This window comes from Rhodovulum sp. (assembly GCF_011048875.1).
Lineage (GTDB): Bacteria > Pseudomonadota > Alphaproteobacteria > Rhodobacterales > Rhodobacteraceae > Rhodovulum > Rhodovulum tesquicola.
Genome location: NZ_DSDD01000223.1, coordinates 1 through 4461, shown reverse-complemented (window position 1 = coordinate 4461; position 4461 = coordinate 1). Strand labels below are relative to the sequence as shown.

5 protein-coding genes and 2 pseudogenes are annotated in these 4461 nt (G+C 63.8%); 4 read left to right on the top strand and 3 right to left on the bottom strand.

All coding sequences use genetic code 11. The features are described from left to right. Positions 1-98 (top strand): annotated as a pseudogene (locus ENN83_RS07720) (IS5/IS1182 family transposase); the annotation flags it as partial. Positions 99-117: 19 nt separating this feature from the next. Here the strand turns inward: ENN83_RS07720 and ENN83_RS07715 are convergent. The 3 genes from ENN83_RS07715 to ENN83_RS07705 form a co-directional block, all read right to left on the bottom strand. Then, on the bottom strand, positions 118-1956 hold the full coding sequence (locus tag ENN83_RS07715; protein ID WP_287185703.1) for a DEAD/DEAH box helicase: 1839 nt from the start codon (positions 1954-1956) through the stop codon (positions 118-120). Between the two features lie 106 nt (positions 1957-2062). Continuing rightward, positions 2063-2443 carry a hypothetical protein gene (locus ENN83_RS07710; protein ID WP_287185702.1) on the bottom strand — a complete coding sequence of 127 codons (381 nt, stop codon included), beginning with the start codon at positions 2441-2443 and terminating at the stop codon, positions 2063-2065. Further along, a complete protein-coding gene (locus tag ENN83_RS07705) occupies positions 2443-3264 on the bottom strand; it encodes a recombinase family protein (RefSeq protein ID WP_287185700.1) in 822 nt (273 codons plus the stop codon). Before ENN83_RS07705 ends, ENN83_RS07710 begins: the two co-directional genes overlap by 1 nt. Before the next feature lie 47 nt (positions 3265-3311). On the opposite strand from ENN83_RS07705, the gene ENN83_RS07700 reads away from it, so the two are divergent. The 3 genes and pseudogenes from ENN83_RS07700 to ENN83_RS07690 form a co-directional block, all read left to right on the top strand. After that, positions 3312-3641 carry a transposase gene (locus ENN83_RS07700; RefSeq protein ID WP_414707632.1) on the top strand — a complete coding sequence of 110 codons (330 nt, stop codon included), beginning with the start codon at positions 3312-3314 and terminating at the stop codon, positions 3639-3641. Then, on the top strand, positions 3638-3985 hold the full coding sequence (tnpB, locus tag ENN83_RS07695) for an IS66 family insertion sequence element accessory protein TnpB (protein WP_287185697.1): 348 nt from the start codon (positions 3638-3640) through the stop codon (positions 3983-3985). Before ENN83_RS07700 ends, tnpB begins: the two co-directional genes overlap by 4 nt. Positions 3986-4144: 159 nt before the next feature. Beyond that, positions 4145-4371, top strand: a pseudogene (locus ENN83_RS07690) (hypothetical protein); the annotation flags it as partial. Positions 4372-4461: the final 90 nt, after the last annotated feature.

The following is a 4461-nucleotide window of genomic DNA, read 5'->3' as shown; positions in this document are numbered from 1 at the left end:
TGAAGGACTGGCGCCGCATCGCCACACGCTATGACAGGTGCGCCACGACGTTCCTCTCCGCCGTCGCCCTCGCCGCAACCGTCATCTTCTGGCTTTGAAGATCAATGAGTCTGGAGCCTAGGCTTGCCGGAGGCGAACTCGAAGCGGGTTTGCGTACTCACCGTTCCGATCCCAAAGCCGTCGTGCGCGATCGGATATGGCGGAAAGGAACGGGTTCCGAAGATCGGTTTCACTAGCGAGGATAATGAGGTGCGCTTGAGCACGGGACGCGGCAACGTTGATGAGCCGACGACCGGTCTCGCTGTTCAGAAACGGGCTCCCAGCATCTACGGGATCGAATATCACGATCTTTCGCTCGCTACCCTGTGCTCGATGGACTGTACTGACACGAACTTCCTTCTGACCCTGGCGTCCAAGCATCGACCTGATGAGAGCGCGCTGAGCGCGGAACGGTGTGAGGATCAGGATATCGGCCGCTTCGACGTAGGAGCCGAGCAGTTCGTGGACCAATGCGGCAATGATCTCGGCGGATGCGAAACGGATCTTGCCATTGTACTTCTTGGACCAGGTCGCGTTGCCAGCACGATCGTCTATGAGCACACGCGGGATTTCGCGACCATCGAGATACCAGGCAGAACGGGCTCGCTTCCATTCCGGATCCTTCACGGCTTTCCGGCACACAATGAGCTCGCCACCATAGAATGTGTGCGAGACGACATCACAGACGCCCTGGCACATCCGCGATTGCTCATTGAGGAACACGCTGGATGCATCCTTGAAGACGTCAAAAGCTGTCCTGCCGAGGACGTACTGCGTTGATGGGGCGTCGCTCTGAACGATCGGAGCAAGCTGTTGCGGGTCTCCAGCAAACGTGGCGCATTTCGCGATGCTGGCGACCATCAGAGCCGCCGGCAACATGATCTGACTGGCTTCATCAGCGATTGTGAAATGCCACGCCCCAACGCCGGGGTTCGCGATGCTGTCGAAGTGGCGGAATAGGGAGTTGGTCGTGATCGCGACCACGCGCGAAGAAGCTGAGATGTGCGCGACATCCGTCTTCAGCTTGGCTCGCGCAGCCTCCAATTTCTCTTTCCAAGCGACGTAGCGTTCGATGCCGCTCTTCGACGGCTCTTCAAGCTCCAACATGCTGATTTCCAGAGACGCCTCATAGATGCCCTTCGCGAGCAAATGATCACGACCGCGGAATTTTTGCGTGTCGAAACGGGAGCCTATCCGCTTCATGGATTGTCGGAGATCGTCACGCCCAATTCGATTCAGCCAGTCATCCGCGGCAATCAGCGCTGAATCGACTGCCGTGTTTGTTGGGCCGCTGATGAGGATCTTCGCGTTCCTGAACCGGGTAAGCAGATACGCTATCATGCAGCCAATCGTGAACGTCTTGCCAGTGCCAGGCGGCCCATGAAGCAATCCCACGCGGTTCAAGGGCAGTGAGACCGCCTGCGCCTGCCGAACGCGGAGCATGGAAAAATCCGAGGGAAGTACCTTCGTTTCCGCTGCGGGCTCTTTCTCACTCCGGCGTAGAGCCGCTGCAGCCTTCTTCCTGGTTGGCTCCCGCTGCCACAATTCAATGAGTGGCGTGATGAAGTCCTGGGGATAAAGAGTGAAGCGCTCATCGGCGTCCGGCAGTGGACCTTGGACGAAGCGAAGGGCGAACTCGCCCTTGTCGGGGTCGACAACAACGACCTCCCCCCGACCGTTACTCTGGCCATACCAGACAGCGCGTGCCCCCTCGAGGCTATCATCAAGTGCTGCGCTCGAACGTCCATCTCGCATGGGTTCGACGGCCAGTATGACGAGATTTCCTTGCCGCCGCGAGGACAGGACTTTGAAGGGCAGCCCGCGCTGCGCGGCTGTTCGCTCATCTTCAAGAGCTGAAAGAATCTTGTCCGCGGTGATCGCCATCAGCATTCCAACTTGAAGGCCAAGGATCAGCATGGGCCTCTTCCTGCAAGCAGGATAGATCGGGATCGCAAATCAGTGCAATCAAAAGAAAATCGTTGCCGCACTTGGTTGACGTCTTTAGTCGCCAAAATGCTCAGCTTCAGTCGAACACCCGCCCCGGCTGCTCGCCCCACGGCAGGGATGCCACGGCGCAGAGGTCGTAGATGCTGATTGTGCTCGGCTCGCGGTGGACGACCAGCCGCTCGCGCACCTCGGGCGCCAGCCATGCGAGGCGCAGGAGGCGGCTGACGTAGCGGTCGGAGAGGCCCTCCTCGGCGGCGAGATCGGCGAGCGTGGCGACGTCCCCGCGCTCCAGCCGCTGCCGCCAGCCCCATGCGCGGCCGATGGCGCGCAAAAGGTGAGGGTCCTGCCCGCGGCCCATTGCGGCCTCGACATGCTTGGGCGGCAAGATCCGGGGGCGGCCGCCGCGGCGGCGCAGTTCGAGCGGAATGTGGATGCGCAGGGTCTCGGGTGCGGGCATCAGGCGACCTCCTTCTTCGGCGGGGCCATCAGGGCGGCGATGGCGCCGAGGCCGTCGTGGCGCAGGTCGATGGTGAGGCCCGCCTCGCTTACCGTGATGCGCGCGACCAGCAACTGGACGATGCGGGCCTGCTCGGCCGGGATGAGCGCCTTCCACAGGTCGTCGAACTTCGCCAGCGCGGCGACGACGGTGGCCTCGTCGAGATCGGGGCGGTCCTTCCGCACCGCCCGCGCGGTGCGCGCCGCGACCTCGGGCGTGCGCAGCATCCGGCGGATTTCGCCGATGACGGCGTCCTCGACCATTGCGCCCGGCAGTCGCTGCGGCCCGCGCAGTTCGGCCGCGGGGCGCTTCCGGATCACGTCCATGGAGGTGTAGTAGCAGTAGCGCTTGCCCTTGCGCTTGGTGTGGTGGGGCGTCATGGCGGCGCCCATCTCGGTGAAGATCAGCCCGCGCAGGAGAGCCGGTTGCGCCGTGCGCGCCACCGCCGCCCGGGCGACACGGTTGTTCGCGATGACCGCGTGGACCTCATCCCACAGCTTCTGGTCGATGATGGCCGCGTGCTCGCCGGGATAGACCTCGTCCTTGTGCACCGCGAGGCCGAGATAGACCTTGTTGTGCAGGAATTTCAGCAGGTAGCCCCGGTCGAACACCGCGCCGCGCTTGGTGCGGATCCTGCGCGCATGCAGTTCCTTCAGCACCTGCGCGGTGGAACTCGAGCGCGCATAGAGACGGAAGATCGTTCGGACCTGCTCGGCCTCGGCGGGCTCGATCACCAGCTTGCGGTCCTTCACCACATATCCGAGCGGCACCGGCCTGCCCATCCACATGCCCTTTGGGTGTTGAGCGCCGCCGGCGTTGGGAGGATGAGGTGAAGCTGGCGGTCGTGAGCGCCGTGGGGTTGGACGGCGCGACGGTCAGCCAGGTTGCGCAGCGCCACGAGGTGACGCGCCAACAGATCTACGCTTGGCATCACGAGCTGAAGCGCAAGGGGTTATGGTCGCCTGATGCTCGGGCGCTGTTCCTGTCGGCCGGCATGGTGCCCGCGATGGACCTGACCACGGTGGGGCCTCCAGCCCGGGCCGCCGCCCCGGCAGCATGGGTTGAGTTGCGGCTCGCGAAGGGCCGCGTGCTCCGGTTCGAGAGCAGCATCGACGATGTGGCGCTGTCCCGCCTGATCCGCGCAGTGGACGCCGCATGATCGGGCCGGGCACCGGGGTGCGTGTGTATCTGGCCTGCGGGGCGACGGATATGCGCAAGGGGATCGGCGGGCTGGCGGCGCTGGCGCAAGATGTGCTGCGCCAGAAGCCGACCGGTGGTGCGGTCTTCGCCTTCCGGGGCCGCAAGGGGGATCGGCTGAAGCTGCTTTACTGGGACGGCCAAGGGTTCTGCCTATACTACAAGGTCCTGGAGCGCGGGCGCTTTCCCTGGCCGAACACCCGCTCGGGGGCGGTGCGGCTGACCTCGGCGCAGCTGGCGATGCTGTGGGAGGGCATCGACTGGCGGCGGCCGGATTGGGGCGCGCCGCCAGCCCGGGTCGGGTGATTAGCCATCTGAAACTCCTTGTTTTTATGGTGATTGTGGATCGGATGTGGTAGATGACGGCATGTCGAACGACGCCGCATTCCTCCCCGATGACCCCGCCGTTCTGAAGGTGATGGTCGCCTTCGCCTTCCTGTTCCCCTCCGGAGACTGATCGCAGCCATGGCCACCCTCGTACTCGGCGTCGTCGGCTCCTGCATCGGCATGGGCTTCGGCGGCGCGATCCTGGGCCTTTCGGGCGCGGCCATCGGCGGGCTGATCGGCTCCACCGTGGGCTCGGTCATCGACAGCTGGATCTCTCCTCGCTCGCCCCCACCCAGCGCATCGAGGGCGCGCGGCTGGAAAGCCTTCGGATATTTGTCCTTGCATCACGCCATGTTGCTCCACGATAGTAGGGATATGGCTGAAAGTACCAAACGCCCCGTTCTCCGCATGCGGATCGTTTTTGGCGACGCGGAAATGATCGGCCCCGGCAAGGC